Annotated in this window: 19 protein-coding genes and 1 pseudogene; 6 read left to right on the top strand and 14 right to left on the bottom strand. The window is 60.3% G+C overall.

What is annotated here, in order from left to right; all coding sequences use genetic code 11:
• The first annotated feature begins 106 nt into the window (after window positions 1-106).
• From F8N96_RS17710 to F8N96_RS17690, 4 genes are all read left to right on the top strand, one after another.
• Entirely contained in the window at window positions 107-1,618 is a 1,512-nt protein-coding gene (locus F8N96_RS17710) for an efflux transporter outer membrane subunit (protein WP_150798972.1), read from the top strand.
• 147 nt (window positions 1,619-1,765) lie between these two features.
• Complete coding sequence (locus F8N96_RS17700; RefSeq protein WP_150798876.1) at window positions 1,766-3,958, top strand: FUSC family protein; 2,193 nt, start codon at window positions 1,766-1,768, stop codon at window positions 3,956-3,958.
• Window positions 3,948-4,148: a DUF1656 domain-containing protein gene (locus F8N96_RS17695; protein ID WP_150798875.1), complete on the top strand. Its 201-nt coding sequence runs from the start codon at window positions 3,948-3,950 to the stop codon at window positions 4,146-4,148. Before F8N96_RS17700 ends, F8N96_RS17695 begins: the two co-directional genes overlap by 11 nt.
• A 25-nt stretch (window positions 4,149-4,173) precedes the next feature.
• Window positions 4,174-5,037 carry an HlyD family secretion protein gene (locus tag F8N96_RS17690; RefSeq protein WP_150798874.1) on the top strand — a complete coding sequence of 288 codons (864 nt, stop codon included), beginning with the start codon at window positions 4,174-4,176 and terminating at the stop codon, window positions 5,035-5,037.
• Window positions 5,038-5,042: 5 nt separating this feature from the next.
• Here the strand turns inward: F8N96_RS17690 and F8N96_RS17685 are convergent, their stop codons facing one another.
• The 5 genes and pseudogenes from F8N96_RS17685 to F8N96_RS17665 all read right to left on the bottom strand — a co-directional run bounded on the left by F8N96_RS17685 (window position 5,043) and on the right by F8N96_RS17665 (window position 9,383).
• Entirely contained in the window at window positions 5,043-5,867 is an 825-nt protein-coding gene (locus F8N96_RS17685; protein ID WP_150798873.1) for an SDR family oxidoreductase, read from the bottom strand.
• Window positions 5,868-5,948: 81 nt separating this feature from the next.
• Window positions 5,949-6,278 (bottom strand): annotated as a pseudogene (locus tag F8N96_RS17680) (multidrug transporter); the annotation flags it as partial.
• A complete protein-coding gene (locus tag F8N96_RS17675; RefSeq protein ID WP_150798872.1) occupies window positions 6,200-7,318 on the bottom strand; it encodes a SpvB/TcaC N-terminal domain-containing protein in 1,119 nt (372 codons plus the stop codon). The gene F8N96_RS17675 and the pseudogene F8N96_RS17680, both read right to left, overlap by 79 nt.
• A complete protein-coding gene (locus F8N96_RS17670) occupies window positions 7,315-8,484 on the bottom strand; it encodes a hypothetical protein (protein WP_224794106.1) in 1,170 nt (389 codons plus the stop codon). Before F8N96_RS17670 ends, F8N96_RS17675 begins: the two co-directional genes overlap by 4 nt.
• Window positions 8,485-8,606: 122 nt before the next feature.
• Window positions 8,607-9,383 (bottom strand): hypothetical protein, encoded by a 777-nt coding sequence (locus tag F8N96_RS17665; protein WP_191635366.1) that lies wholly within the window; start codon window positions 9,381-9,383, stop codon window positions 8,607-8,609.
• Here F8N96_RS17665 and F8N96_RS17660 point away from each other — a divergent pair.
• Window positions 9,376-9,741, top strand: coding sequence for a hypothetical protein (locus tag F8N96_RS17660; RefSeq protein ID WP_412071814.1), 366 nt, complete (start codon window positions 9,376-9,378; stop codon window positions 9,739-9,741). The genes F8N96_RS17665 and F8N96_RS17660 overlap by 8 nt on opposite strands.
• The gene (locus F8N96_RS17655) at window positions 9,729-12,473 is read left to right on the top strand and encodes an RHS repeat domain-containing protein (protein ID WP_150798871.1); all 2,745 of its coding nucleotides are present in this window, start codon (window positions 9,729-9,731) and stop codon (window positions 12,471-12,473) included. Before F8N96_RS17660 ends, F8N96_RS17655 begins: the two co-directional genes overlap by 13 nt.
• 141 nt (window positions 12,474-12,614) lie before the next feature.
• On the opposite strand, the gene F8N96_RS17650 is transcribed toward F8N96_RS17655, so the two are convergent.
• The 9 genes from F8N96_RS17650 to algK all read right to left on the bottom strand — a co-directional run bounded on the left by F8N96_RS17650 (window position 12,615) and on the right by algK (window position 25,111).
• Window positions 12,615-14,066: a mannose-1-phosphate guanylyltransferase/mannose-6-phosphate isomerase gene (locus F8N96_RS17650; RefSeq protein ID WP_150798870.1), complete on the bottom strand. Its 1,452-nt coding sequence runs from the start codon at window positions 14,064-14,066 to the stop codon at window positions 12,615-12,617.
• A gap of 216 nt (window positions 14,067-14,282) precedes the next feature.
• Entirely contained in the window at window positions 14,283-14,936 is a 654-nt protein-coding gene (locus F8N96_RS17645; RefSeq protein ID WP_150798869.1) for an alginate O-acetyltransferase AlgF, read from the bottom strand.
• Between the two features lie 14 nt (window positions 14,937-14,950).
• Entirely contained in the window at window positions 14,951-16,126 is a 1,176-nt protein-coding gene (locus F8N96_RS17640; RefSeq protein ID WP_150798868.1) for an alginate O-acetyltransferase, read from the bottom strand.
• Window positions 16,127-16,137: 11 nt separating this feature from the next.
• Complete coding sequence (locus F8N96_RS17635; protein WP_150798867.1) at window positions 16,138-17,703, bottom strand: MBOAT family O-acyltransferase; 1,566 nt, start codon at window positions 17,701-17,703, stop codon at window positions 16,138-16,140.
• Window positions 17,704-17,910: 207 nt separating this feature from the next.
• A complete protein-coding gene (locus F8N96_RS17625) occupies window positions 17,911-19,041 on the bottom strand; it encodes a mannuronate-specific alginate lyase (RefSeq protein ID WP_150798866.1) in 1,131 nt (376 codons plus the stop codon).
• An 11-nt stretch (window positions 19,042-19,052) separates the two neighbouring features.
• Window positions 19,053-20,501: an alginate O-acetyltransferase gene (locus F8N96_RS17620; protein ID WP_150798865.1), complete on the bottom strand. Its 1,449-nt coding sequence runs from the start codon at window positions 20,499-20,501 to the stop codon at window positions 19,053-19,055.
• A 10-nt stretch (window positions 20,502-20,511) separates the two neighbouring features.
• Complete coding sequence (algG, locus tag F8N96_RS17615; protein WP_150798864.1) at window positions 20,512-22,098, bottom strand: mannuronan 5-epimerase AlgG; 1,587 nt, start codon at window positions 22,096-22,098, stop codon at window positions 20,512-20,514.
• Window positions 22,099-22,124: 26 nt separating this feature from the next.
• Window positions 22,125-23,612 carry an alginate export family protein gene (locus F8N96_RS17610; protein ID WP_150763881.1) on the bottom strand — a complete coding sequence of 496 codons (1,488 nt, stop codon included), beginning with the start codon at window positions 23,610-23,612 and terminating at the stop codon, window positions 22,125-22,127.
• On the bottom strand, window positions 23,609-25,111 hold the full coding sequence (algK, locus tag F8N96_RS17605; protein ID WP_318187376.1) for an alginate biosynthesis TPR repeat lipoprotein AlgK: 1,503 nt from the start codon (window positions 25,109-25,111) through the stop codon (window positions 23,609-23,611). Before algK ends, F8N96_RS17610 begins: the two co-directional genes overlap by 4 nt.
• Window positions 25,112-25,115 lie beyond the last annotated feature (4 nt).

Here is a 25,115-nt window from a genome sequence, read left to right as displayed (position 1 = left end):
GCCGGCGAAGAACGATGACGCGATGCATCTGTTGCACCGCGTCATCGTTCTTCGCCGGCAAGCCTGGCTCCTACAGGGGCACCCCTTCTTTCAGGAAATCGCAGCAGTGCCGCGTCGCATCAACAGAGCGCTAAAGACGCTCAGTGTTTTGGCTTTAACCCTGGCAATCAGCGGCTGCATCGGAACTGCCGGCATTGCCCCGCAGGGCAAGGCACTGGAGGCCAATTCACTGGCCACCGACCAAGCCATCCAGAGCGCTGCGCAGGACGCCCACTGGCCCGCCGCGCAATGGTGGCAGGCGTATGGCGACCCGCAACTGAACCGCTGGATCGACCTCGCCGTGCAAGGCAGCCCGACCATCGCCATGGCCGCCGCCCGGGTGCGCCAGGCCAGATCCATGGCGGGCATCGCGCAGTCCGCCGAATCGCTGCAGGTCAATGGCGAGTCCACCCTCAAGCGCCACAACTGGCCCACCGATCAGTTCTACGGCCCCGGCGATCTGGCCAACACCACCACCTGGGACAACAATGCGGCGCTGGGCTTCAGCTACGCGCTCGATCTCTGGGGGCGCGAAAGCAATGCCACCGAACGCGCCGTGGACCTGGCCCACATGAGTGCCGCCGAAGCCCGCCTGGCCCAGCTCGAATTGCAGAACAACGTGGTGCGCGCCTACATCGAACTCTCGTTGCACTACGCGCAACGGGACATCGTCGCCGCCACCCTGAAACAGCAACAACAAATCCTCGACTTGGCGCAAAAGCGCCTCGACGGCGGAATCGGCACGCATTTCGAAGTCAGCCAGGCCGAAACGCCGTTGCCGGAAACCCATCGCCAGATCGATGCGCTGGACGAGGAAATCGCCCTGAGCCGTAATCAACTGGCCGCCTTGGCTGGCAAAGGGCCGGGCGAGGGCGCGCAGTTGCAACGGCCGACATTGTCGTTGGGCGCGGCGCTGAAATTGCCGTCGTCGCTGCCGGCGCAACTGCTCGGTCAGCGTCCGGACGTGGTCGCCAGCCGCTGGCAAGTGGCGGCGCAGGCGCGGGGAATCGATGTCGCTCACGCGGGTTTCTATCCCAACGTCGACCTGGTCGGCAGCCTCGGCTACATGGCCACCGGCGGCGGGGCGCTGGAGTTTTTGACCGGCCAGAAACTCAACTACAGCGTCGGCCCGGCGATCTCGTTGCCGATCTTCGACGGCGGTCGCTTGCGTTCGGAGCTGGGCGAGGCCTCGGCCGGTTATGACATTGCCGTGGCCAGGTACAACCAGACGCTGGTCAATGCGCTGAAGAACATCTCCGATCAGTTGATCCGTCGCGAGTCCATGGACAAGCAGCAAAGCTTTGCCGCCGAGTCGGTGGCCACTGCGCAGAAGACCTACGACATCGCGATGATCGCTTATCAGCGTGGGCTGACTGACTACCTCAACGTGCTCAACGCCCAGACCCTGTTGTTCAAGCAGCAGCAGGTCCAGCAACAGGTGCAGGCCGCGCGGCTCAGTGCTCATGCCGAACTGGTGACGGCGCTCGGCGGTGGGTTGGGCGCAGGTAACGATGTGCCGAAAGACAGCCAGACCACCGCACCGAAAACCCCGGCCATCCTCACGAGCCTCTCGAATTGAACACAAAACCTGTAGGAGCTGGCTTGCCAGCGAAGGCGTCCTGTCGGACAACACATATGTTGAATGTGCTACCGCCTTCGCTGGCAAGCCAGCTCCTACAGGGGATCAGTTTTCGCCGTGCCACCTTCGACCATTGAGCAGGATTCCATGACTCCCTTGCCCGCACCCTTGCGCTGGCTGTATTCCCTGGAATGGCGCCGGGGGTTTTTCGACTGGGCACGCAGCGATGGCGTGACCTGGGTCTACATTTTCAAAGTGCTGTTCGCCGCGTTCCTGACGCTGTGGCTGGCGATGCGCCTGGAATTGCCGCAACCGCGCACGGCGATGATCACCGTGTTCATCGTCATGCAGCCGCAAAGCGGCCAGGTGTTCGCCAAGAGTTTTTATCGCTTCCTCGGCACCCTGGCCGGGTCGGCGGTGATGGTCGCGCTGATTGCCTTGTTCGCACAGAACACCGAACTGTTCCTCGGTTCGCTGGCGATATGGGTGGGCATTTGCTCGGCCGGCGCGGCGCGTTATCGCAACTTTCGCGCCTATGGTTTTGTACTCGCCGGGTACACCGCCGCGATGGTGGGCTTGCCTGCGCTGGCACACCCGGATGGCGCATTCATGGCTGCTGTGTGGCGGGTGCTGGAAATCTCCCTGGGGATTCTCTGCGCCACCGTGGTCAGCGCCGCGATCCTGCCGCAAACCGCCAGCGCCGCGATGCGCAATGCCCTGTATCAGCGCTTCGGCGTGTTCGCGTTGTTCGTCACCGATGGCTTGCGCGGCCGCAGCCAGCGTGACGCGTTCGAAGCGAGCAACGTGCGCTTTATCGCCGAGGCTGTCGGCCTGGAAGGGCTGCGCAGCGTCACGGTATTCGAAGATCCGCACATGCGTCGGCGCAACGGTCGGCTCAGTCGCTTGAACAGTGAGTTCATGGGCATCACCACCCGGTTCAACGCCTTGCACCAATTGCTCGAACGCTTGCGCAGCAATGGCACCGATCACGTTGTCGCGGCGATCAAGCCGGGTCTGCAGGATCTCGCCGAATTGCTCGACGGTTTCAGCGGTCGCGCCCTGACCAGTCCCGACGCCGCACGGCTGACATCTGCATTGACGAGTTACAAGGCAGACTTGCCGGCGAAAGTCCGCAGCCTGCGGGCGACGTTTGAGCAGAGCGATCCGAGCGATGCCGAGCAGCTGGATTTTCACACCGCCTACGAATTGCTTTATCGCTTCGTCGACGACTTGCACAGTTATGCACAGACCCATGCCTCCCTGGCCGATCACAGCCACGAGCGGGAACGCTGGGACGAACCGTTCACCCCGCAAACCAACTGGCTGGCATCAGCCGCCTCGGGAATTCGCGCCGCGTTCATTCTGCTGGTGCTGGGCAGCTATTGGGTTGCCACGGCGTGGCCTAGCGGGGCGACCATGACCCTGATCGCCGCCGCCACCGTGGGGCTGTCCGCCGCGACACCGAACCCGAAACGCATGGCGTTCCAGATGGCCTGCGGCACCCTGCTCGGGGCGCTGATCGGCTTCGTCGAGATGTTTTTCATCTTCCCGTGGATCGATGGTTTTCCCTTGCTCTGCGTGATGCTCGCGCCGGTGATTGTGCTGGGTTCGTTCCTGTCGTCGCGGCCGCAATACGCCGGTGTCGGTCTGGGTTTGTTGATCTTCTTCAGCACCGGTTCAGTGCCGGACAACCTCACTGTCTACAACCCCTACGCCTTCATCAACGATTACATCGCCATGGTGCTCGGCATGCTGGTCTGCGCCGCGGCCGGGGCAATCATCCTGCCGCCCAACAGCCGCTGGTTATGGCGTCGGCTGGAGCAGGATCTGCGCGGGCAAGTGGTGTATGCGATCAGCGGCAAGCTCAAAGGCCTGGCGTCGGGTTTTGAAAGCAGCACGCGGGATTTGCTGCACCAGGCCTATGGCCTCGCCGCGGGTCAGCCGCAGGTGCAACGGCACTTGCTGCGCTGGATGTTCGTGGTGCTGGAAGTCGGCCACGCGATCATCGAGTTGCGCAAGGAACAGGCGATCCTGCCGGTGCATCCGGCCTACGCCGAATCCCAGCCGTGGCGCCAGGCAATCCGGGTGATGGGCCGCTCGCTGGTGCGGCTGTTTCTGCAGCCGAGCCAGAGCAATCTGCAGCGCGCTCTGATCGCCGTGGACCACGCCATCAGCCGCGTGCAAGCCACCGACGAACCCTTCGCCCCGCACTTCGACACCTCGGCATTGCGCCGGGTGAAGAGCTACCTGCACTTCATCCGCACCTCGTTGCTCGATCCGCAATCGCCGCTCGCCGCGTACGTGAACACCCCGCCTCAAGGACTTGAACATGCCCCGTGAAATCGCCTTCCACGGCGTCTACATGCCCACCATGACGCTGATGTTTTTCATCGCCGCGGCGCTGGCCTGGGCGCTAGACCGATTCCTGTCCGGGTTCGACCTGTACCGTTTCTTCTGGCACCCGGCGCTGTTGCGCCTAAGTCTGTTTACCTGTCTGTTCGGCGCCCTGGCGCTGACTATCTACCGTTGACTCTCTATCACTGAAGAAGGCCCTGATGAAAAAGCTTTTCAGTCTGCTCGCCACCTTGCTGGTGCTGGTCCTCGCGATCTGGATCGGCCGCACCCTGTGGGAGCACTACATGAATACGCCATGGACCCGTGATGGCCGGGTGCGCGCCGACATCATCAATGTCGCCGCCGACGTCACCGGGGAAGTGGTGGACGTACCGGTGCGCGATAACCAGCTGGTGAAGAAGGGCGATCTGTTGATGCGCATCGATCCCGAGCATTACCGCATTGCGGTCAAACAGGCGCAGTCCCTGGTGGCCTCGCGCAAGTCGACCTGGGAAATGCGCAAGGTCAACGCCCATCGTCGCGCCGACATGGACAACCTGGTGATCTCCCGGGAAAACCGCGACGACGCCAGCAACATCGCCGACTCGGCCCTGGCCGATTACCAGCATGCCCAGGCCCAGCTCGAAGCCGCGCAATTGAACCTCAAACGCACAGAAGTGCGCGCCGCGGTGGACGGCTACGTGACCAACCTCAACGTGCATCGCGGCGACTACGCGCGCATCGGCGAAGCGAAAATGGCCGTGGTCGATATGAACTCGTTCTGGGTGTATGGCTTCTTCGAAGAAACCAAACTTCCGCACGTGCGGGTCGGCGATCAGGCCGACATGCAGTTGATGAGTGGGGAAGTGCTAAAGGGACATGTGGAGAGTATTTCCCGCGGTATCTATGACCGTGATAACCCTGAGAGCCGTGAGCTGATCGCGGATGTGAACCCGACCTTCAACTGGGTGCGCCTGGCACAGCGAGTGCCGGTGCGGATTCATATCGATGAAGTGCCGGAGGGGGTGCTGTTGGCGGCGGGGATTACGTGTACGGTGGTGGTGAAACAAGCAGATGTGAAATAAGGGTCCTAGAGCTGCCCCCGCAACCCGAACCGCTTCATCAACCCCGACTCCAGCAGCCCCTTGGGCACCAACCCCGCCAGCAACGGCAACGCCCGGCTGCCATTGCCCAGGCGAACCAGCCTTGGCGGTTTATCCTGTTGCACGGCCTTGAGCAAACCGGCGGCAAATTCACCCGCCGGGGTCGGGTTGTCCTGGGACGCCTTGGCCCGAGCCCGGATGCCTTCACGCAGCGGCCACCAGGGCGATTGTTCGCTGATCAATTGCTCGGCCTCATGCCCGGCATTCCTGGCGAAACTGGACGCGATAGCCCCCGGCTGCACTTCCATGACGCGAATACCCATGGGCGCCAGTTCCATGCGCAGCGCATCGCTCAAGGCATGCACCGCCGCTTTCGAGGCACAGTAGGCGCCGGCGAACGGCGTGACCAACACGCCGGACACACTGCCGATGTTCACCACCAGACCCTTGGCCCGGCGCAACGCCGGAAACAGTGCCCGGGTCACGCCGACGATGGCGAACACGTTGGTTTCGAACTGGCGCTGCATGGCCGGCACTCCGCCGTCGAGCAGTGGGCCCATCGCGCCATAACCGGCGTTGTTGATGAGCACATCGAGACCACCCAGTTGCTGATCGATGCGCTCGCCCAACCGTTCAAGTGCCACGCCATCGTTGACGTCCAGTTGCACGGCGGTAAACCCGGCCGCCGCCAGGGTCGCTACGTCTTCAGCCCGGCGGGCGGTGGCCCAGACTTGGTAACCGGCACCTTTGAAGGTGTCGGCCAGGGCGCGGCCAATGCCGCTGGAACATCCGGTAATCAACGCAACGGGCATGGCGCGGTCCTTGAGCAATGGAAAATGTGTAGGCGCGAGCGGTGCGGCGATCCGACGGGCCCGCGACAAACGATAACGCGGTCAGTCAGAGAAACTACCCTGCAATCGCTCGGCGCGAAACTCCAGGGTTTGCGGGCGATAACCGGGACGCAACGGCGGTATCGGCAAGCAGTCGTCCCAGCTCGCACCGGCCTGCAGTTCCCCAGGCCCACGATAGCGGGGCGCGGCGTATTGATTGTCGGCCAGGTTCACCGTATCGCCTGGCGCGTAAGCCGCAACACGCCAGCGCAACTCGGTCAGGGGCACGTCGTTGCCATTGTTCATGGTCAGCTTCAGCGGGCGATCTGCCGGGCAGTGCTCCGGCGCATACGTGATGCGCAGTTCCAGGCGCGCCAGTTGCTTGACCTCGCGGTCAGGTGACTGTAGCCCAATGGACTGGCCCTGAACTCCAGTAACAGGCGCTGAACCAGCACCGGTGTTGCCCCCAGTTCACTGGGGAAATGATGAAACATCAGCACCTGTCGACACAGGCGCCGGGTGCCCAGTTCGAACCCGTAGGCACAATTCCAGAATGCGTCGCTGCGAGTGGTCCACGCTTGGGTTTCATCGAAAGAGGGCGCCGTCTCGAGCTCAGTGCTGCGCTCGCCGTAGTCGAACACCAGGTGAAAGTGCCAGTGCTGGTCTTTCCAGCTATCGGCACTCCACGCATACAGATGCGGATGGGCTTTTTCATTGCCATAGCAAACGCGGCTGAGGTAGCGCTGTGCGCGGAAGTCACGCTGCTGTGGCGGCGCGGGGGCGTCCTCTTCAGGCTTGTACTCATAAACAATGTGCTCGCCTCGCGTGTTGAGGCTTTCATCGATCATCCACACGCCGACATGGGTTTCTTCGTTCGGGTCCGCCCGGCGCGAGTGTCGGGTTTTACCGTAGAGATGCAAACTGCCATCTGCCCCATGGATCAGCCAGAAACCAGCAGGGTCGGCGGGGGTGGACCAATGCTCGATCAAGGCAAATTCGCCCTCGATCCTCGGCCAGTGGCGCACCACTCTATGTTCGTCGCCCAGCGGCAGACCCTTGTAGGTGGTTTCGCCTCGGGAGATCAGCGAGCCATCGCTTTCGTTGCGCTCGGGCATCCACACCTCGCCACCAGGGCCGACCACTTGATCGTTACCCGCGTAAGCCGGTACCCCTTTGGTGGTGCGCAGGGAAATGGCATTGTCCGTCTCGCGCCAACCCATTCCAAACGGGCTGTTGCCCCCATCGCTGCTGTAGCCCAACGCCAGCGCCGGGGCAAAGCCGCGCCCGGGTGAAATCGGCAAAGGCAGTTCCAGTGATGCCGCCCCGCTGGTCCCCACCGCGCCCCAGCCTTTGCCAATGCTTTGTATGGCACCACCGCCCTTGGGCAGGGAAGGCGCATTGATTTGAATCAGGGGCTGCGGCTGTTCGTTCATAGCGAACCGCCCTCACACCTGGCCGTATAGCTCACATGCACGATGATATCGGTGAGGGATTCGATCATGGGCATCTGGGCGTCATGATTAGGGAAGGTCAGGCGCCAGCATGAGATGGCGCCGGTGTATTCGAACGGCAGGTAACGCTCATCCTGGAAGTTGAGCTGGAACTGGCCGTTGTCATCGACACCGTGAGAGAGGGCGATCTGCTGGCTCGCTCTCAGGTTTTCCTTGACGGTGCCCGGGGTGGCGGCCATTTCAACTTTGCTGGAGGTCTGACTCAGGATGGCGCGGATATCTTGATAGGGACCGACGATAACAGGCAAGGTCACGCTGATGGTTTTGATTCGTCGCAGGTAATGTTGCTGATCCTTGTAATCGTCGTTGAACATCTTTTGCGTCAGCTCAAATACGCAACTGCCTGCCTTCAGATCGCATTGAATCTCCTCCCATTTTTTGTTGATTTTTGATTCTGTATCCTTGTCCAGCAGCCACTTCAGCGACACGGTTTTGCGAATTTCCAGGTCTCGCTTGTTGTTTTTCAAATACTCACGGTGCATCTGCAACAGGTTCATTTTCAGCGCTTCCCCGGCACCGAGGCCCCGGTAGCTGCTGTTCCACGCCCCGGGACGGATAAAGGTCTGAGTGAAATCGCCCATCTCGTACTGCCAGCAGGCTTCGGCTGCCTGGCATAACGATTGAGCGGTGTTGTAGGCGCTGTAATAGAAACTGGCGAACTTGCTGTTCAGCCAGTCATAGGTCTGGGATTTGCTGAAGCGGTTGCTGCTCAGCAGGAAATCATGGGTGGCCTTGGCTTGGTTCAAGGCGGTTTGCGCCTGGCGCAATTGCAGTTGGGTGGCTTTGTGTTGCTCATCGAAGACGGCGAGTTGCGCCTTGATTTGCGCGGCTTCGAGTTTTGCCTGGTCTCGGGCCTGGGTCCATTCCTGAGTACGGCGGCGCAGACTTTCGACACGAGCCACCAGCCAGGGCAAGTACAGGAACAGTTCGAGAAAATACAGGGAGTACGCACCGGAAAAATCCATGGGCTGCGCGCCGAGGCCGTTGGGAATGGGCGGCTCTTTCATCTGCTGGGTGTCCCAGCTCAGCAGCGATTCCATGCCGGATTCGGCACGATTGATCAACTGTCTGGCAAAAACGGTATTCATGCGGATCGGCGCCCGCAATACCATGTCTTTGGTGTATCCCTCACTATCCTCGATGCTTGAATCCGTAAAATCAATGAACTGAGCTTTACCCAGTGACGGGCTATCCCCCAGGGTTGGATCGATCACGCTGTCGATACTGGGGGCCTTTTGCGGTGTTGCTTCAAGTGCCTCTCGACCTGTTCGGCGTGCAGACCGGTGCGCTGCATGAAGTCGTTCAGGTCAGCCATTTGCCATAGCGGCGAGCCGTCTGACAGTTCGACACCGTAGGATTTTTTGAAGAAGTCCTTTTCCGCAGTTGTCAGGTTGTATTGCTCGTCCAGAGTGAGGGTGAAGCGTTGCAGGGCCAGATTCACCGGGGCGGCAACGGGGCCGGTGGCGGTGATCAGATCGAAGGTGGCGGTATACCCCTCTTCGGTTAGCTCGGGGAGCGCCGCATTGGCTTGAATGATCGAGGTGATAGTTAACTCAGATGCCTTGTGCAACCCATTCAGCAGCCATTTGTGGGTGTTGGTAGGTGTAGCGGAGTTCAGTTTCAGGGTCACTGTTTCGGTGTGGGTTTGTCCCGCCTTATGGAAGGTCACGGGCGCAAGGTTTGTCGTAGCAGTCGCTGAGCCAGGAATATGTGCCTCGGGGTCAACTGTACCGATGTCGTCCTGCTTTAACGGCAGCAAAAAACAGGTTCCCAGTGGCGTGTGAGGGCACAGATAAGTACTACCGGGGCTCTTCCAGCCGTCGGTCAAATCACTGCGGGTCAGATAAAAATTGCTGAACACCGAGGGCTCGATCAGCAACTTCTGCTGCTGTGGGCTCAACCCCGACAATAACTGTTGCGCTTGCAGCACCGGACATTGCACTTCGCCGTAATGGTTGGTCGATGACAACGGCGAGCTGATGCTCAATCCCGACGGTACGCCCCAGGAGGCTGACGTGCCGCGTCGCTGGCGGATCAGTGAACCGGTCGAGTACAACAACAAGGGAGATAAGGTGCGGATCTACAGATCGTACTTCGCCGACCGACCGCGTTACGTCAACGACCGGTCGATGCGCGAACGTGCCTGTCACGACCAGCAGTTTTATGACGCCGCAGGCCGTCCGACCGAAACGATATTGGCCAGGCAAATGCCGCAAGGAACGCCGCCACAATTGAAACCGTTGCGTCGAGAGACTTGGTATTGGGTCTGGTGCAGCGTCGCCTTCGATGAGAACGATCTGTTTGAGCCACCGCTCCAGAAGCGGAGCCCGTCATGCAGTCATTAAACCCATGCATTCATTCACATACTCCACGATTGGCGGTCATCGACAATCGCAGCCTGCCGGTACGTCAGGTGGCGTACTGGCGGCAGGATACCCGTCTGCTTCCCGAGGCGCGGGTGACTGTCCGGCAGCATGACGCCGCGGGGCGAGCGATTGCCCAGCGGGACCCGCGGTTGGTGACGGACACTTTGGCCCCCGCCAACCTGGCCACGATTTACTCCCTGTCCGGCAAGGTCCTGAGCACGACCAGCGTTGATGCCGGGTGGCGTGTCAGTCTGTTGGGTGAAGCGGATCAGGCCGTGCAGGAGTGGGATGGCAGAGGCAGCCAGCGCTGGATGGAATACGACGAACAATTGCGTGCGCAGGCAGTGTTCGAGCAGAGGGCTGATGACCCGCGCGAGTGCACGGAGCGATACCGCTATGGCGGCGCTGATCCTGCCTGCGCTTCGCACAACCAGTGTGGAAAATTGATTCGTCACGATGATCCGGCGGGTACGCAGTTGTTCGCGGAGTATGGGGTGATCGGTGGGGTGTTGCAGCAAACCCGACAATTGCTGCGTGACCTGGCGTCCCCCGACTGGCCTGAACGGGAGACGGATCGCGATGCCTTGCTGGAACCCGACACAGAGGCAATGACCCGGTCGAGCTACAACGGGCTGGGCGAGGTGATTGCCCAGACTGATGCCAAAGGCAACCGGCAGTTGTTCAGTCAGACCATCGCCGGTCAATTGCGCGAGGTTCGCCTGCAAGTGGCGAGCGAAACGGCACCGATCACCTTGGTCAGCGCCATTGAGTACAACGCCCACGGCCAGACCGAACGGGAGGTCGCCGGCAATGGCGTGATCACCACGCTGGACTGCGCGCCCGAGGACGGTCGCCTGAGCCGGCTGCTAGCCAAGCGTGGCAACACCACCCTGCAAGACCTGCGCTATGAATACGACGCGGCGGGTAATGTGCTGAGTATCGAAGACGCCGCGCAGCCGATTCGTTACTTCGCCAACCAGCGTATAGAGCCCATCAGCCGGTATGGCTATGACAGCCTGTATCAGTTGGTCGAAGCCACCGGGTGGGAGGCGGGGGAGGCCAATCGAGGTCCAGGGTTTTCGCCGTTCAGCGATCCTGCCCCCCGTGCCAATTACCGTCAGACCTACCATTACGATGCGGGCGGCAATTTGTTGGAGTTGATTCACGAAGGCCCGCAAAGCCATGGCCATCGCCTGGTCGCGGAAGCACACAGCAATCGTTGTTTGCCGGTGCACGATGGTGTGGAGCCGGGTGAAGAAGATTTTCACCGAGGCTTTGATGCCAATGGCAACTTGCTAAGTCTGCAACCGGGGCAAGCCTTGAGTTGGGATCTGCGTAACCAGTTGCGCGAAGTGCGACCGGTAGCGCGCGACGCCAGTCCTGATGACGTTGAATGTTATGTCTACGGTGCCGACGGCATGCGTGTGCGCAAAGTGAGTTTGACGCAAACCAACGCGCTCACACTGCGCGCCGAGGTACGTTATCTCCCCAACCTGGAGCTGCGCACCCACAGCGGCACGGGTGAAGTGTTGCAGGTGATCAGCGTCCAGGCCGGGCGCAGCACTATACGGGTGCTGCACTGGGAACAAGCGCCTTCCAGGGCCACGGTCAGCGATCAATACCGCTACAGCCTGAATGATCATCTGGGCTCCTGCAGCCTGGAGCTCGACAGCGCGGGCGAGGTGATCAGCCAGGAGGGTTATCACCCTTTTGGCACGACGGCCTGGTTTGCTGACAGAGGGGAGGTCGAGGCCAGTTATAAAACCGTGAGGTACTCGGGCAAGGAGCAGGATGCGACGGGGCTTTATTACTATGGGTTCAGGTATTACGTGCCGTGGTTGCAGCGGTGGGCTAATCCTGACCCGGCGGGGTATGCAGATGGCATAAACCTTTATCAGATGGTTGGGAACAACCCAGTTAACTTCATAGATCAACGGGGCCTTGCCGCTAGTCAGTGGTTTATGTATGCAGACGGTGGTGAGCGGGAGTTGAACGACCTTGAGGTGCAACACGCTTTTTCTGATCGATCGCCTAAAATAATTTTGTCCGGCGATGGCCACTCCATTCCACCTTTACAGTTTGCATCTGATATCCCTGATGCAATGAGAGCCTATAAGGAAGCAACGCTTGGTATCTATGTTGAAGGTGTAGATAGTGAGGTCCAAAAAAATATTCGGAAATTTGTTCCCGGATTTTTTGACCCTCAGAGGGTTGGGGTTATAGGTTGGGAGCCTGAACACTTGGTTAGGGATATACTGGCTCTGTTCGAGCTGGTAGCGTCTCATGAGGATTCAGCCAAAATTACGTCGGTTGATCTTCAGGAAAAGGCTGACAGGCTGGGTGCTTCTATTGTTAGTAATCTGTTTTCCAAATCCGAAAAAACGGCACTTAAGGTCAGTGCGCTGGTGGCAAAATTTACGAGCGAGGCGGGGTTTGAGAAAGACACTATCAGAAACTTGTCAAGGGTGCTGACAGGTGAATGGCGAGACGAATATATTAACCCATACCTTGCGGAAAAAATCGCTTCCATAGCAAGCCAGCAACCGGGGCAGACCCTATTGGTCTCGGTGGGCGATGCTCATCTTGACTCTGGAAACAATCCAGTTCAAGTATTGTTGAATCTGGAAAGAAAAGGTTCGGCGTTTCCGCATAAAATTCTCTTCAATAGATCAAAAACCCCTCGAGTTAATCAGCCAAGAAGATCTAACTAGCGGGCTTGGATCGTCGTCATGTTTATAAGTTCAGGTGGTGTGGGAAGTTAGAATCATAAAAAAAGCCCCCGACTCACCGACTGCAAATAGGGACGCAGTCGGCTGGACGAGGGCTTCTTGTTTAGCGGTATTGCCGATCAATCACTGCGCGATGGTTTTCACCGACACGCCACGCTCGATCGGGTTGGAACGACCATAGATATCTTCAAACCGCTCGATATCGTCTTCGCCCAAATAGCTGCCCGATTGCACTTCGATGATCTCGAGTGAAATCTTACCTGGGTTGCGCAGGCGGTGGACCGAAGCGATCGGGATGTAGGTCGACTGGTTTTCAGTCAGCAGGAACACGTTCTCGTCGCAGGTCACTTCGGCGGTGCCGCTGACCACGATCCAGTGTTCGGCGCGGTGGTGGTGCATCTGCAGGGACAGGCAGGCGCCCGGCTTGACCGAGATGCGCTTGACCTGGAAGCGGCCGCCCATGTCCACCGAGTCGTAGGAACCCCACGGACGATAGACTTCGCAGTGGGTCTGGGTTTCGCTGCGGCCCTGCGCGTTGAGGGTGTTGACCATCTGTTTCACGCCCTGGACCGAGTCCTTGTGGGCGATCATCATGGCGTCCTTGGTTTCGACGACCACGATGTTTTCCAGGCCGATCACCGATACCAGCTTGCCGTTGCCGTGGATCATGCAGTTCTTGCTGTCCTGGATGACCACGTCGCCTTTGGTGACGTTGCCGTTGGCGTCTTTCTTGTTCACTTCCCACAGCGACGACCAGCAGCCGACATCGCTCCAGCCCGCTGTCAGCGGCACGACGCAGGCGCGCTGGGTTTTTTCCATCACTGAGTAGTCGATGGAGTTGTCCGGGCAGCAGGCGAAGGTCGCGGAATCGATGTCGACGGTGTCGGCATCCTGCTGGCTGCGTTCCAGGGTCAGGACGCAGGTGTCGTAGATGTCCGGATCGTGTTTTTTCAGCTCTTCGAGGAAGCGGCTGGCGCGGAACAGGAACATGCCGCTGTTCCAGAAGTAACCGCCGGACTGGACGAACTCGGTGGCGCGTTTCACGTCCGGTTTTTCGACGAAGTGCGAGACACGGCTGACGCCTTCGGGCAGCAGCGAGTCGTTGGTCGACTTGATGTAGCCGTAACCGGTTTCCGGTTTGGTGGCCGGTACGCCGAACAGCACCATTTCGCCGTTTTCGGCAGCGACGGTGGCCAGGGCCAGGGCGCGTTGCAGGGCTTTCTGGTCTTCGAGCACGTGGTCGGCCGGCAGCACCAGCATCAATTCATCGCGACCTTCATTGACCAGCATCATCGCGGTCAGGGCCACCGCCGGCGCAGTGTTGCGACCGAAAGGCTCCATCAGGATGCGCTGGGTGTCCAGGTTACGGGCCGCCAGCTGCTCGTTGACGATGAAGCGATGGTCCTTGTTGCAGACCACGATCGGGGTGTCCATGCCTTCGAACACCAGGCGTTCCAGGGTTTGCTGGAACAGCGTGTGTTCGCCGGTCAGGGCGAGGAATTGCTTGGGGAACTGCTTACGCGAAAGCGGCCAAAGACGTGAGCCGCTACCGCCTGACAAGATCACCGGAATCATGTTGTTACTCCTTGAAAATCGTTTGGGTCAGAGCTACTGCGTTCTGTCGTTTCACTCTTTTTCTTGTTTCGTGTCCGGATTGCCTTCGCCCTGTGTAGGAGCCGGCTTGCTGGCGATGGCGTCCTTGAGGGCGCCTTCGCTGGCAAGCCAGCTCCTACAGGGACCGCGTTTATTCAGCGGTCCTGTGGGTGAAATCCCGGCAATCGGGCAAATGTATTAGCGCGTCGAAACCGGGCGTTTTACCCAGACTGGCGACAGGCTGCTGCCGGTGCCGGTGACGTACAGCACGGCGGCTTCACCGCGTTCCAGGGCAACCGGTTTCACGTCGCCGACTTTCTTGGTGCCATCGTATAGCGCCAGGCTGACTTTGACCGGGTTGATTTCTCGCTCGCCACGGCCCTTGGCGGCCACGTTCGGCACCACTTCGGTCTTGCCGTCGGCGGTTTTCAGGGTCAGGGCCTTGTCGCTCAGGTTCTGGACGCGAACCAGGGACTTCTGCTTGTTCTTGAATGGCGGCTCTTCGATCAGTTGCGGCGCGCCGCTGGCGTTGTTGACCAGGGTGTAATAGTGGTCACCGGCCAGTTTCACCGGCAGGGTCTGGCTGCCGACCTTGGCGCTGTAGTCGCCGCCAGGCATGAAGCTGAAGTCGGTGCTGGACAGCGGCGCGACTTCGGCCAGGTTGGTGCTGCCGACCGTAGCGCTGACTTCAGCGTTACCGGCGTTGTAGACACGCACGAAGCTCGAGCCTTTTGGCGCGGTCGGGCCATAGAGCGCAGCGTCACCGGCGAAAGCCTGCATCGACAGGACGCTCATGCCTGCGACAAGAGCAAAAGTCTTAGCGAGACGGCGAGGAGTAGTAGTGAAAGTCATGGTGTACCTCTCTTTCAGTTTTGCGCCCGGTCGGGCGTCTCGGATTTAGTGTTTGCGGCTACGTTTTGTTGGCGAACGCCGGCTTCTTTGAGCTCTGCGACCCACTGCGGGTCGGCGTCACCGATTTCGTTGTTCACAGGCAGATAACGTTCAGGAAACTCCCAGATCAGCACCTGTGGCGGGCTGTTCTTGAAAGCATCACTTTTCAGATAGGTGAGCATCGGCAGAATCGGGCCGTGGCCGTCTTCGGCGTAATTGACCACGTCGCTGTGCAGGGCTTCTTTGAGAGCACCGACGAAGTTCCAGTTAGGGTTGGCGCTGTAGCTGGTGCCGATCAGGGCCACCGGTACTTCGGTGTTGGCAAACAGCGCGTCATCGCCGCCAGCCTGGCCATCAGCAACCACGGTGTTGCGCTTCTGCAACGGCTCGGTGGCCGGCATCAGGTTTTCGAACAACGGATCCAGCGGCAGGAACAGGCGCAAGTCGCCCTTGTGCGTGACCTTTTCCGCAGGTTCAGTCACGAAGTTTTGCGGCTCACCGCTCAGCGGCGTCTTGTCGGCAATGGTCTTGGCCAGGGTCTGGGCGGCGATTTGCGCGCCTTCCGGAGTCCAGTGGGTGTCGGTGCGCAGGAACACTTGCTGACCGTCCAGCTTGCCCTTGAGCAGCGGGCCGAGCAGGTCGGGGGCAATCACCTTGTTGGCCGCGACCTGGGCGTGGAAGTCCTGATAGAGATTGGCGTGGATGCTCGAAGGCTTCACGTCACCCAGGTGTTCCGGGTACAGGCGAGTCTTGGCCGGCACGATCGCCATCACCAGTTTCACGCCTTTCGCTTTCAGGGTCTGGCGCACGCCTTCGACCAGCGCGTAGTTGCCTTGCAGGTTCAGCTCTTCGTTGACGATCGGGTTGAATTCCTCATCGCTGTACAACCACTGGTCGCGACCGAGCACGACGCCCGGACGACCTTCGTTGAACAGTTTGAAATCCAGCGCGGCCCAGAGGTTGGTGCCCAGGCGCTTGATCGGGAACTCTTCGTCGTAGTGGGTTTCCACGGCTTTGGACCAGCGGCCGTTGAGCACCGTCGCATCGGCGTTGGTGCTGAAGCCCAGGAAGCTGCGCGTGGACCACAGGCCCAACGCCAACAGGGTCAGCATGAACAGGGCGATGTAGAAAATGCGTAATGAGCGGGTCATGGTCAGATCCCTCAGAACTGGAAGTAAAGGAACGGCGAGAAGCTTTGCGCCGAGAGTTTTAGGATCGAGGCGATGAACAGCAGCAGGACCAGGGCGCGCATCACATAACGCGACCAGTTGGCGGTCCAGTAGGCCGGTTGCACGGTCGCTTCAACGCCGACGGTGTAGCCCGGTTCATGGATGCTGGCCGGGTTGTCGCCCGGTACGGCCTTGATCATTCCTGGCTGTGCAGTGGCCGGGCCATTGGCTTCGACGTTCACGGCAGGCTTGGTCTTTTCCGGTGGCAGGTTGCTGTAGAAATCACGGATGCCGAAGAACGCCAGGGTTGCGTACGCCACCACCAGGGTCGCCACTTGCAGGCCGGTCAGGCTGGCCTGGTTGAGTTCCGACAGCGACCATTCGCCGAAGCTGAACATCGCACCGTACATACGGCCGGCGACGTGCAGGTTTTCCGCGCGGAAGATTACCCAGCCCATGACCACGAGCAGGAAGGTCAGCGCCCAGCGGATCGGGTTGATGCTGCGTGGCGAAGTGTTCAGGCCCAGGGCCTTTTCGATCGCCAGCCACATGCCATGCCAGGCGCCCCACACGATGTAAGTGATGTTCGCACCGTGCCACAGGCCACCGAGCAGCATGGTCAGGAACAGGTTGCGATAGGTCATCAGCGTGCCCTTGCGGTTACCGCCGAGGGTGATGTACAGGTAGTCACGCAGCCAGGTGGAGAGGCTGATGTGCCAGCGCCGCCAGAACTCGGTGATCGACTGGCTGATGTACGGCTGCTTGAAGTTTTCCATGAAGCGGAAACCCATCATCAAGCCCAGGCCGATGGCCATGTCGCTGTAGCCGGAGAAGTCGAAATACAGCTGCGCGGTGTAGGCCAGGGCGCCGAGCCAGGCATCGCCCGTGGTCGGGTTCTGCAAGGCGAAGCAATGGTCCGCCACCACCGCCAGGGTGTCGGCGATGAAGACTTTCTTGATGAAACCCTGCATAAACCGCGTGCAGCCCTCGGAGAACTTGTCGAGGGTGTGGGTGCGGTTGTTGAACTGGTCGGCGAGGTCGCGAAAACGCAATACCGGTCCGGCGATCAGGTGCGGGAAGATCGCCACGAACGCCGCAAAGTCGATCAGGTTGCGGGTCGCCGGGGTGTCACCACGGTAGACGTCGATGATGTAGCTGATGGACTCAAAGATGTAGAACGAGATCCCGATCGGCAACAGCACGTGGGTCAGGATGAACGGCGACAGACCGACCGACGTCATCATCGCGTTGATGCTGTCGACGCCGAAGTTGGCGTACTTGAAGTAGCCGAGAATGCACAGGTCGACGCCCACGCCCAGGAGCAACCAGCGCTGTGCCGGTTTGGTCCTGACGCCTGCCGCACCGACTTTCAGGCCGATCCAGTAGTTCCACAGCGTGACGGCGGCGAACAGCGCCAGAAAGTCCACACGCCACCAGGCATAGAACACATAGCTGGCAATCAGCAGCAGCAGGTTGCGATAGCGTATTCCGCTCAGGTAATACATGCCGAGAAAGATCGGCAAGAACAAAAACAGGAATACATTGGACGAAAATACCATCCCGATCTCTCCGTGTTTAACCAACAGTCAAGGGCCGCAGCCCCCCCAAACCCCCCACCAGAAAACGGGGGAATATCACTTAACTCAAATCTTGCACTGACCCTGTAGGAGCGTGGCTTGCCCGCGAAGGCCGTTACGCGGTTGAACGGATGAACCGTGTCATCGTTCTTCGCGGGCAAGCCTCGCTCCTACAGGGGTGTGTTTGCTCTAAGAACCTTTGCCTTTCTCGTAAGCCGGGTCGTAGACCTTGGTCAGGTCACCCCCGAGGCGGAAGGTCTTGAACGGCTGCATCTCGTGTTTCTTCTCGAGCACATCCGGCGAGCAGGTGTAGAGCGAGCAGAACGGTTCGAGCCAGGCGAATTTCGAGTCGACCTTGAGGTCGGTCATGTCCTGTTCCTTGCCGCTTTTCTCTTCGAACTCGTCCTGGTCTTCAACCCCGGCGAGCACCCGGTCACCCAGACGTTTCAACGCGCCGTTGTTTTCCTGACGCAAGTCCACACCGTTGACCTGGGCGAAGCTGGCGATCATCGCCAGCGGCGGCAGGGCATAGTTGTGATAGGCGAGGGCGCGTTGCCGGCGCTTGAGCTCGTTGGGCAGGAAACCCTGGGCGTCGATTTGATTGGCGCCGACCTTGAATTCCTTCACCGACCAGTCGAACAGGTCGCGGCGGTTGGTGGCGATGGAGGTTGCCATCACCGACCAGGCGGACCAGTACGAGTGGTTGTTGGTTTTTTCCAGCGGCAGGTTGTCCCAATCGCTCACAACCTGATCAGCCATCTTGCTGAACCAGGCTTCGATCAGTTGCGACTCCTGCTGATGGTTCGCCAACGGATGAGAGTCGGAGAACTTCAGGCGGACATAGGACGATGCCATGCTGCCCAGCGCCCATTTGCGCATGGACTTGCCGGTGTGGTTGAAGTCCTTGGACATCAACGCATCGGCCTTGGCCCAGGCGGTCAGCCAGTTCAGGGTGCATTCCAGCTGTTCCGGACGACCGTCACGCATGTACTGCATCACATGCTTGCTGGTGGCGCGCTCGATCTTGGTGATATCGGCCGTGGTGTCGCGGAAAGCTTTTTCCGAGGCCTCGTTCAGGGTCGAACGGGCCTTGTCGGAGCCTTCGTACTTGCTGCGAAACTGCAACGAGCCGGTGTAGGGCGTCGGCATGGCATCACAGCCTTCGCTCTTGTCACCGGTTTTGACTTTTTCAATCGGCGCGAAATAACCCTGGGGTGGACGCAGGGGCGCGGCGGCCTGAGTCGCCCCGGCAAACATGGCCAGGGTCAACAGGGACGGTGCGATCAATCTTTTCAAAGTTCGAGTTTGCATGCATGTCATAAGAGGTTGCCTCATTGCCCGGCTTGAGCGGTACGCTGCCCCAAGCCAGGGAACACGTTGCGTTTGCATATCTTCGCTTCGACTTTCTGCGGCGCGGCACCTGCTTCAGGGCCCTGGACTTCGACGGCCAGCAGGTTCTGCGAGCCCCAGTCTTCGTCCGTGCGCAACTCAAAGGCGAAACGCCCGTCGGTGTCGGAGGTTTCCGGTTTTTCGATCTTGATGTCCTCGTGGCGACCGTTCATGTACCAGAGGGTGGCTTGCAGGGTTTTCACCGACGGATCGGCGAAACGGATATCAACCTGGTGACTGCTGTTCTGCAGGTTCAGGTTCTTGCTGTTGACCATCAATTCGTTCTTGCCCGGTTTCAACGTGGTGCTGCCGGTCATCTGTGCATCCTTTCCTTCGCAACCGTTGTCCAGCAGCGCCATCATCTGGCGGTAGGTGGTTTCCTGGTCGAGGCGATAAAGCGGCGAAAATTCCCAGATCAGGATCTTCGGCGGCTTGGTCTGAAACTCTTCGCTGCCCAGGTACTGCAGCATCGAACCTTCCAGGCCACCGCCGGGGAACGCCACGTTGAGGATGTCGGCGCCGATGGCCTCCTGGAGGAAACCGGCGAAGTTATAGTTCTTGCCACTGTGGCTGGTGCCGACCAGGGTGATCTCCGGATTGCCGGAGTCACTGAACAGATCGCCATCGCCGGCTTCGCCTTTTGGCTCGGTGGTGAACTGATCCATGTACTGGATCGCGTAGCTGGTGCCACAGAGTTGACCGGCCATGTTGTGTAATGTTCCGGTCTTACCCATGCGACCCGACTTATGGGTCTCGAATTCCCGCTTGGGAATGTCGGCGAAGCCCGGAATCTGCTTGACCTTCTCGGCCACGATCTTCGCCGTGCGCTGGGCGCCATACGGTGTCCAGTGCTGGTCGCCGCGGAAGTAGAAGTCGTGGGCCGGCAGGGTGTCGGGCAGCGATTCGTTGGTCAGTGGCGACAGGTCCGGAACCACATAACCCATCTGCGCGAAACGGCCGAGCATGGTCTTGTAGTTCTTCAGCGCCTTGTCGAAATCGAATTGCGCTTTCTCTTGCGGGTTCAGCTTGTTGCGGTTCACCAGGCCACGGGTCGGCTGGTAAACCACGACCAGCTCCACGCCTTTGCTCTTGAACGCATCGTGCAGCTCTTTCATGCGCTTGTAGCCGGCGGGGGTGGTATCGAATTCGGTGCGCAAGTCTTCCTGGGTCCGGAACAGCCAGTCACCCTGGGCCTGTACCAGCGTGGTGAAGTTCTGCTGGTAGCGCGTGGTGTAGTTCTTGGCGTCGTGGGCTTCCGGGCACAGGTTGCAGCACGGCTCGGCGCTGAAAGCGGGCGCCTTGGCTTCGTCCGCGCGAACGCCGCCGCTGGCCGCGAGAATGCCGGCGGCCAGGGCCGACAGGCTGAGTAATTTGATCAAGTGTGGGCGCATAAAATTATCCTCAGTCCTGCATTTCGGTCTGGCGTTCGACAGGGTCGATCAGCACGGCTTTCTGCTGGCGCACCAGCAGGTCGAGAATTTCATCCTGGCGCTCGCCAAGAATCCCGTTGAAGCTGATGCCGCTGGATTTGGTCGGCGCGAGCATGGACACGCGATACAACTCGACGCTCAGCGGCGAGTCGATGGACAGCGGTCCGCTGCCGTTGCCGGCCAGTTCGCCACCGACGATGATCAGGGACACCTGGGCGTCGAACGGATCGAGGTCGATGTCCCGGTCGGTGTCGGTCAGGTCCTTGATGTGGCCGTAGACACCGGTCAGGCCGTTGGCCATGGCCAGGTTTTCGTACAGGCGGATGTTCACGCTGTTACGAATCCGGATGCCGTGGCGGCGGTTGCTGATCACCTTGTTGCCCCACAGCAGGTTGTTGCCACTCTCGTAGAGGGTGATGCCGTCGGTGTGGTTCTTGTAGATCTCGTTGTAGGCGACCAGGTTGTTCACGCTGTTACGGTCGATCACCAGGCCCGAGAGCTTGTTGTCGTAGCTGCGGTTGTTGAAGATGAAGCTGTCGTTGACCTCACGGGAAATGATGATCCCGTGCTTCTTCTTGGTCCCGAACACCGTGTTGTCGGCAATGATCAGACCGTGGGAACGGTCATGGGGGTCGATGCCGTAGACGATGTTGTCTTTGTAGGTGTTGCCCTTGACGACGAAGTTTTCGGCTTCGTAGCAGTAGAAGCCGTACCACATGTCCGAGAACTCGGAGCCGACGATCCAGCCAGTCGGTTCCGGGCGCTTGAGCACCTTGGCCATGTTCGGCGTGTACTGCGAGATACTCACGCCGTAGGACTTACTGTTGGCGTAGCCGAAACTGGCCATCTTGCTGTTGGCGATGTAGGTCTGGGTGCCGCCCCAGGCCAGCAGGAACGGACGGAATTCCTTCGGCGACTTGAACGTCGCCGGGCCGTTTTCCTTCTCGCGCCAGCCGGTGATCTTGGTATCGCGCACAAACAGCTGGCCGTCGTTGACCAGGAACGAACCGGCCTCCTGGGACAGGCGCAACTCCTGGGTCTGCTTGTCGATTTCCAGGATGCCCTTGTTCCCGACCACGATCGGCAACTTCGCCAGGAACACACCCGGCGAGGTTTCGCTGAAGTACTGCTTGGGTACCTTTTTGACCAGGTCCTTGAGGTTCATGTAGCCGTCGTCGATGAAGATCGCCTGCGGGATGCCGTGCTGACGCACCACCCATTCGGCCATCTTGTTGTCGCCGCCGATGAAGTCCTTCAGGGCGTCTTCCTGCATCATCCGACGCACACTGATTTTGCCGGGCTTGGTGCGCACGATTTTCGCGGCGATGGCTTCGGCGGTGTAGCCGGAGGTGTCCGGCAGTTTCGGCTTTTCCATCTCCAGCGGCGCGGTCGGTGCGCTGCTGACGGTATAGGTCTTGGCCTGTTGCAGCTCCTTGGCCACGGTGGCCGGCTTCCCTGGTTGAGGGGTTGCCGGCTCCACGCTGGCGAAGGCCGCCGAGCTTGCCAGCAGCATCGCGCCGGCCAGCAAGGTGATCGAGCCTCTCTTCGGACTGTTCATGTGAGGAACTCCCTTCGCTGTTCGCATCAGAAGCGCCAGATCACGTCGACAAACGCACGGTGCATGTACGAGTCGACGCCTTTGCCGTAGGCATCGCCCGGCTTGAATACACCGCCACGCAAACGCACCAGGGCCGAAGGCTCATCGATCGATTGACTCAAGGCGGCGGGCAGCAGGCCCTGCTTGAAGTACTTGGTGACGACCACGTCCATTTCCTGGCCGAGGTCCTTGTTGCCATCTTCCAGCGGCAGCGAGGTGCTGGAGAGTACGGCGCCGGTCACGTCATCGGTGTCGTTCTGCACGGCGTTGATGCCGTTGCTGCCGACCGGCTTGTTGCCGTCGACGCGCCAGAACTTGTGGTAGATCACGCTGGCGTCGTATTCGTCGTTGAGCATCCACGAACCGAACAGGGTAGCGCTCTGCATGTTGTTCATCTCTCCACGGAAAGCCTCGCCGTAACGATGAACCCGCGAGCGGGTACCGGTGTAGTTCGAGCGGTTGCTTTGCAGGCCGTTCTGTTCGTAATCGGCGCTGGCGCGGGCATAGGCTGCACCGACTTGCCATTGCGGATCGAGGCGCAGACGCACGCCCAGGTCGGTGGCCCAGCCATCGACATCGCCACTGTTCTTGGCTTGTGCCGGCGCGGTGCCGTCGGCGTTCAGCGGGTTGACCCTGTCGCGGTCGCCGCTCATGCCGGTGATGCTGCCCCAGTAATTGACGGTGTTGGTGTTGCGCCAGTTATAGGCATCGCTGTCGGCGGTGAGGCCGATCCAGCTGATGTCGCCGTTCTCTTTCTTGTCCAGGGAATCGGCGGCCACACCCGGCTGCGCGTAGTCCAGCTTGCCGTCATCGTGGGTGTGATGACCGCGAATGCCGACCCAGTTGCCCGGGTTCCACTGGTACGCCGCATCGGCGTAAGCGTGCAGGCGATCCTTGTCCTTGGGCGCGAGTTCGGTGAGGTCGGTGCGGTATTCGCTGAAGCGTTCGGCCACACCGGCGTTGGCGCGCAACAGGGTGGTGTCGAAGGTCCAGTTCAGGGCTTCGATGTTGGTGTCGCGCCATTGGCCATCGTCATTGCGCAGGCGTTGACGACCGAGCTTGAGGATCTCGCCGGGGTAGGGCGTCAGGCCGCTGTAGCCGACCCAGAACTCACGCATCGCCAGGTAGTTTTTCTTGCTCTTGCGATCACCGCTGTCGGTGGCCTGGGTGCCGTCGCTGTCGGACTGTTGCAGGGTGTCCGTCTCGATGATGTCGGTCGACGTCACGGCTTGACCCATGGCGTAACCGCTCCACGCGCCGCTCTCGCCATAGATCCATGGACGCAGGTCGAGGCCGACGCCATTAACGTCGCCGCCGCTCGCCGTACCCAGGTCGGTATCGTCTTCGGACTGGGCGGTGACTTTCACGTCAAGGCCGTAGTTCTTGCTTTCGGTCAAGGCTGCCAGGGTCGGGCACGACCACAACAGGGCGAATGACAGGCCGATGCCGGCCTTAACGAATGGATTCAACTTCATAGGGATTCCTCGCCGTCTTCTTCTTCCAGGGCATGCAGTTCCAGGGTGTTCTGGCTCGAGGCACCACGAACGGCCTGTTCTTGTTTCAACAGGCGTTGGGCCTCGGCAAGCTGGGCAGGCGGCAGCTGGGCTTCGAGTGTTTGCGCAAGCTCGGTGGCTTGCGGGGTGTTCTGGGCCTTGGCCAATTGGCTGAAGACGTAAGCGTTAAGCGGGTCGGGCTTGGTGCCCTTGCCTTGGGAGAACAATTGGGCGATGGCGAAGTCGGCACTGTTCTGGCCGTTGCGCGCAGCGGTCAGCAAGTGATCCAGGGCCTTTTGCGAGTAGACCTGGCCCAGGTAGCCACGGCGGTAGATCTGGCCGAGGTAGTAGTCGGCGGCCACTTCCCGGCCGACGGCTTTCTTGAAGTGCTCTTCGGCGACCTTGGCGTCGGCCGGGACCATTTTGCCTTCGTAGTAAAGCTTGCCCAGCAACAGTTCGGCGCGGGGCTGGTCGGCGGCGCGGCCGTTGTCCAGGTACTTCATCATGGTGTCGACGTCGCCGAGTTCCGGGAAGTCGTAGAGCAGTTGCGCCAGGCTGACCCAGGAAGCGGGGTAGCCCGGTGCGATGCCTTCGAGCAGCGACTGCGCGGTTTTCTCGTCGGTCGTGCCCAGGGTTGCATCACCCAGTACGCGAGCGACGCTGTCCACGCGCTGAGCGGAGACCGCACCGCGCGCCTGGGCGGCTTGCATCTGCTTGATCAGCTCGGCCTGTTTCTCCGGCGCAGCTTTCTTCTGATAGACCGTGGCCAGCTCGACGTAGCAGATGTCGGTGGTGTTCAACGCGGCCTTGCAGATGGTTTCCACTTCGTCCAGATGCTGGTCGTAAGAGCCTTGGGTGCGATACAGCAACACCTGGGCCAGGCCCGCTTCCGGCTTGCCTTCGGCGCGCCATTGGCTGATCTGCTGCTGTGGGTTGACGTTGGGGAAACTGTGGGGGTATTGCAGGTACAGCATTGCCAACGGGATCAGGGTATTGCCTTCACCGGCGGCGGACGCTTTCTTCAACAGGCCTTCGGCTTCTTGCTGTTCGGCTTCGGTGGAACCGGGTTTGGCCACCAGCAGACGACCCAGGCGCGCCTGGGCCCGCGGCGAGACGCTGGCCGCGGCGCGGTAAGTCGCCTCGGCCTGTTTCATCTGCGCCGGGTCACGGCTGTCGACCTGGATATCGGCCATACCGACCTGAGCTTCGCTGTAACCCAGGTCTGCCAGTTGCTTGTAGTTCTGCGCCGCCAGCGCGGTATCGCCGCGCTTGAGGGCTTCGTTGGCCAGGCGCTGGTCGGGCAGGCCGGCGCAACCGGCCAGGCTTACCGCGAGTGCAACTGCACACAGTGAGCCCATGTGGGAGCGAGCCTGCTCGCGAAGGCTACGGCTCGGTGCATCAGACAAACCGAGGCGACCCCTTCGCGAGCAGGCTCGCTCCCACAGGGTTTGCGGTGTTGTGAGGATAGTTGGAGTCGTCACGGGC

It is taken from the genome of Pseudomonas fluorescens (assembly GCF_902497855.1).
Lineage (GTDB): Bacteria > Pseudomonadota > Gammaproteobacteria > Pseudomonadales > Pseudomonadaceae > Aquipseudomonas > Aquipseudomonas fluorescens_BI.
The sequence above is the reverse complement of the archived record's forward strand: the minus strand, read 5'-3'. Positions and strand labels throughout refer to the sequence as shown.

What these genes read in the sequence shown, in the direction of transcription:
- F8N96_RS17620 (WP_150798865.1), bottom strand. Translation starts at nt 20,501, where the DNA reads ATGCGCCCACACTTGATCAAATTACTCAGCCTGTCGGCCCTGGCCGCC.
- F8N96_RS17625 (WP_150798866.1), bottom strand. Translation starts at nt 19,041, where the DNA reads ATGACATGCATGCAAACTCGAACTTTGAAAAGATTGATCGCACCGTCC.
- F8N96_RS17675 (WP_150798872.1), bottom strand. Translation starts at nt 7,318, where the DNA reads ATGAACGAACAGCCGCAGCCCCTGATTCAAATCAATGCGCCTTCCCTG.
- F8N96_RS17640 (WP_150798868.1), bottom strand. Translation starts at nt 16,126, where the DNA reads ATGACCCGCTCATTACGCATTTTCTACATCGCCCTGTTCATGCTGACC.
- algG (WP_150798864.1), bottom strand. Translation starts at nt 22,098, where the DNA reads ATGAACAGTCCGAAGAGAGGCTCGATCACCTTGCTGGCCGGCGCGATG.
- F8N96_RS17610 (WP_150763881.1), bottom strand. Translation starts at nt 23,612, where the DNA reads ATGAAGTTGAATCCATTCGTTAAGGCCGGCATCGGCCTGTCATTCGCC.
- F8N96_RS17645 (WP_150798869.1), bottom strand. Translation starts at nt 14,936, where the DNA reads ATGACTTTCACTACTACTCCTCGCCGTCTCGCTAAGACTTTTGCTCTT.
- F8N96_RS17685 (WP_150798873.1), bottom strand. Translation starts at nt 5,867, where the DNA reads ATGCCCGTTGCGTTGATTACCGGATGTTCCAGCGGCATTGGCCGCGCC.
- F8N96_RS17660 (WP_412071814.1), top strand. Translation starts at nt 9,376, where the DNA reads ATGCTCAATCCCGACGGTACGCCCCAGGAGGCTGACGTGCCGCGTCGC.
- F8N96_RS17695 (WP_150798875.1), top strand. Translation starts at nt 3,948, where the DNA reads ATGCCCCGTGAAATCGCCTTCCACGGCGTCTACATGCCCACCATGACG.
- F8N96_RS17700 (WP_150798876.1), top strand. Translation starts at nt 1,766, where the DNA reads ATGACTCCCTTGCCCGCACCCTTGCGCTGGCTGTATTCCCTGGAATGG.
- F8N96_RS17655 (WP_150798871.1), top strand. Translation starts at nt 9,729, where the DNA reads ATGCAGTCATTAAACCCATGCATTCATTCACATACTCCACGATTGGCG.
- F8N96_RS17650 (WP_150798870.1), bottom strand. Translation starts at nt 14,066, where the DNA reads ATGATTCCGGTGATCTTGTCAGGCGGTAGCGGCTCACGTCTTTGGCCG.
- F8N96_RS17690 (WP_150798874.1), top strand. Translation starts at nt 4,174, where the DNA reads ATGAAAAAGCTTTTCAGTCTGCTCGCCACCTTGCTGGTGCTGGTCCTC.
- F8N96_RS17670 (WP_224794106.1), bottom strand. Translation starts at nt 8,484, where the DNA reads ATGAATACCGTTTTTGCCAGACAGTTGATCAATCGTGCCGAATCCGGC.
- F8N96_RS17635 (WP_150798867.1), bottom strand. Translation starts at nt 17,703, where the DNA reads ATGGTATTTTCGTCCAATGTATTCCTGTTTTTGTTCTTGCCGATCTTT.